Origin of the sequence: Bradyrhizobium sp. DOA1, assembly GCF_001593325.1 — a bacterium.
GTDB lineage: Bacteria > Pseudomonadota > Alphaproteobacteria > Rhizobiales > Xanthobacteraceae > Bradyrhizobium.
The window spans coordinates 6,289,351-6,292,064 of the sequence record NZ_JXJM01000001.1 but is presented as its reverse complement, the minus strand read 5'-3'; the positions used below and the strand labels follow the sequence as shown (position 1 = coordinate 6,292,064).

2 protein-coding genes are annotated in these 2,714 nt (G+C 65.3%); both read right to left on the bottom strand.

Annotated features, from left to right (window positions below; all coding sequences use genetic code 11):
- Positions 1-95 precede the first annotated feature (95 nt).
- On the bottom strand, positions 96-731 hold the full coding sequence (locus SE91_RS29090) for a LysE family translocator (RefSeq protein ID WP_061850102.1): 636 nt from the start codon (positions 729-731) through the stop codon (positions 96-98).
- A 141-nt stretch (positions 732-872) separates the two neighbouring features.
- The coding region (gene polA / locus SE91_RS29085; protein WP_063921326.1) for a DNA polymerase I at positions 873-2,714 on the bottom strand (1,842 nt) is incomplete at its 5' end.

Sequence of the window (2,714 nt, the reverse complement as noted above, 5' to 3'; positions counted from 1 at the left end):
TCTCCATCCTCTCGGACAGTCTTGCGCGCAAAGAGAACCCCTCATCCGGCGCTTCGCGCCACCTTCTCCCACAAGGGGAGAAGGAAGAAAGAAGCTCACACCTTCTTCGCTTCCACTGCCATCCGCACGGCGAGGCCGGCCAGCACCGTGCCCATCAGCCAGCGCTGCACCAGCATCCAGCTTGGCCGCCTCGCCAGGAATAGCGCGATCGATCCGGCTGCGAGCGCGATCATGGCATTGACGCTGACGCTGATCGCGATCTGGATCGCGCCCAGTACAACCGACTGCGTCAGCACGCTGCCGGCTGTGGGATCGATGAACTGCGGCAGCAGTGCCAGATACAACATCGCGATCTTCGGGTTGAGCAGGTTGGTGACGAAGCCCATCGCGAACAATTTGCGCGGGCTGTCGACCGCGAGCTTTCTCACCTGGAACGGGGAGCGCCCGCCCGGCTTCACCGCCTGCCAGGCGAGCCAGAGCAGATAGAAGGCGCCGGCAAAGCGCAGCGCGTCATAGGCAAAGGGAATGGCGAGCAGCAGCGCCGTGATGCCGAATGCCGCGCACAGCATGTAGAACACGAAGCCGAGCGCCACGCCGCCGAGCGAGACAATGCCGGCCGCAGGCCCTTGCGTGATTGAGCGCGAGATCAGGTAGATCATGTTCGGCCCGGGCGTGAGCACGAGGCCGAGGCAGACGAGGGCGAAGCCGAGCAGGGCGGGGGTATGGGGCATGGGCGAACCGGTGCGGGGGACGGCACGGTTCTAATATGCGCGGGATCGCAGGACCATCGCGCAATTGCTCGGAGAGCAATTGAGTCGGGCGGCGCATTCGGTGCGCTCCCTCGCCCCGTTCTTACGGGGGGAGGTGAAAAATCAATGCGCCTCGTCCCAATTGTTCGCCGCCCGCGCGTCGACATGCAGCGGCACCGACAGCAGCACGGCCGGGAATGGTGCATCCTGCATCACCTTCTGCACCACGGGCAGCGTCGCCTCAACCTCCGCGTCCGGCACCTCGAAGATCAGCTCGTCATGCACTTGCAGCAGCATCTGCGCCGACAGCTTCTTCTCGGCGAGTGCGTCCTCGACGCGCGTCATGGCGCGGCGGATGATGTCGGCGGCGGTGCCCTGGAGCCGGGCGTTGATCGCGGCGCGCTCGTTGAAGGCGCGCACCGAGGCGTTGGAGGCCTTGATGTCGGGGTAGTGACATTTGCGGCCAAACAGCGTGGTGACGTAGCCGTGGTTGCGGCAGAAGTCGCGCGTCTCGTCCATATAGGCGCGGATGCCGGGGAAGCGCTCGAAATATTTTTTGATGTAGGCCGAGGCCTCCTCGCGCGCGATGCCGAGCTGGTTGGCGAGGCCAAACGCGGAGATGCCGTAGATGATGCCGAAATTGATCGCCTTGGCGCGGCGGCGGATCTCGCTCGGCATGCCCTTGATCGGCACGCCGAACATTTCCGACGCCGTCATGGCGTGAATGTCGAGCCCGTCGCGGAACGCCTGCTTCAGCACGGGGATATCGGCGATCTCGGCGAGCAGCCGCAACTCGATCTGAGAATAGTCGGCCGACACCAGCTTGTGCCCTGGTGTCGCGATGAAGGCGCGGCGGATCTTGCGGCCGTCCTCGGTGCGCACCGGGATGTTCTGCAAGTTCGGCTCGTTCGACGACAGCCGCCCCGTGGTGGTCGCGGCCAGCGCGTAGGTCGTATGGACGCGATGGGTCTGCGGATTGACGTAGGTCGGCAGCGCGTCGGTGTAGGTCGATTTCAGCTTCGAGACCTGGCGCCACTCCAAAATCTTCCTGGGGAAGTCGTGGCCCTGCTCGGCGAGTTCATCGAGCACCTGGGCGGTGGTCGACCAGGCGCCGGTCTTCGTCTTGGTGCCGCCGGGAAGCCCCATCTTGCCGAACAGGATGTCGCCGATCTGCTTGGGGCTGCCGACATTGACGGGCTCGCCGGCGATCTCCTGGATTTCAGCCTCGACGCGCGCTGCGGTCTGGGCGAAATCGCCGGAGAGGCGCGACAGCACCTGGCGGTCGATCGAGATGCCGCGGCGCTCCATGCGCGCGAGCACCGACACCAGCGGTCGCTCCAGCGTCTCGTAGGCGGTGGTCATGTGCTCGGCGACGAGGCGCGGCTTCAGCACGCGCCAGATGCGCAAGGCTATGTCGGCGGCTTCCGCCGACAGCGGCGCGGCCTTGTCGATTGGCACCTGGTCGAAGGTGATCTTGCCTTTGCCGCTGCCGAGCAGCTCGCTCTCCTTCAGCATGGCATGGCCGAACCAGCGCTCGGACAGCTGCTCGATCGCATGCGAGCCGCGGCCTGCATCGAGCACGTAGGAGATCAGCAGCGCATCGTCGATGTTGCGCAGGGTGATGCCGTGCTGCGCCAGCATCACGGCGGTGAACTTGACGTCGAAGCCGATCTTGAGAATGCCTGTCGATTCCAGCACCGGCCGCAGCGCTTCGATCGCATCCGCATGCTTGACCTGATCGGGCGCGAGGCCCGCATCGAACAGGCCGGCGCCGCCGCCGGACTGCTTGTGCGCCAGCGGCACATAGCAGGCATCGTTGGGCGCCAGCGCCAGCGCGATGCCGCAAAGGTCGGACTGCATCGGATCGATCGAGTTCGCTCGCGCCTCGATCGCGACATGGCCGGCATCATGGATGCGCGCGATAAAGGCGTTGAGCTCCTTCAGCGTCTCGATCGCCTGGTACTT

What these genes read in the sequence shown, in the direction of transcription:
- SE91_RS29090 (WP_061850102.1), bottom strand. Translation starts at nt 731, where the DNA reads ATGCCCCATACCCCCGCCCTGCTCGGCTTCGCCCTCGTCTGCCTCGGC.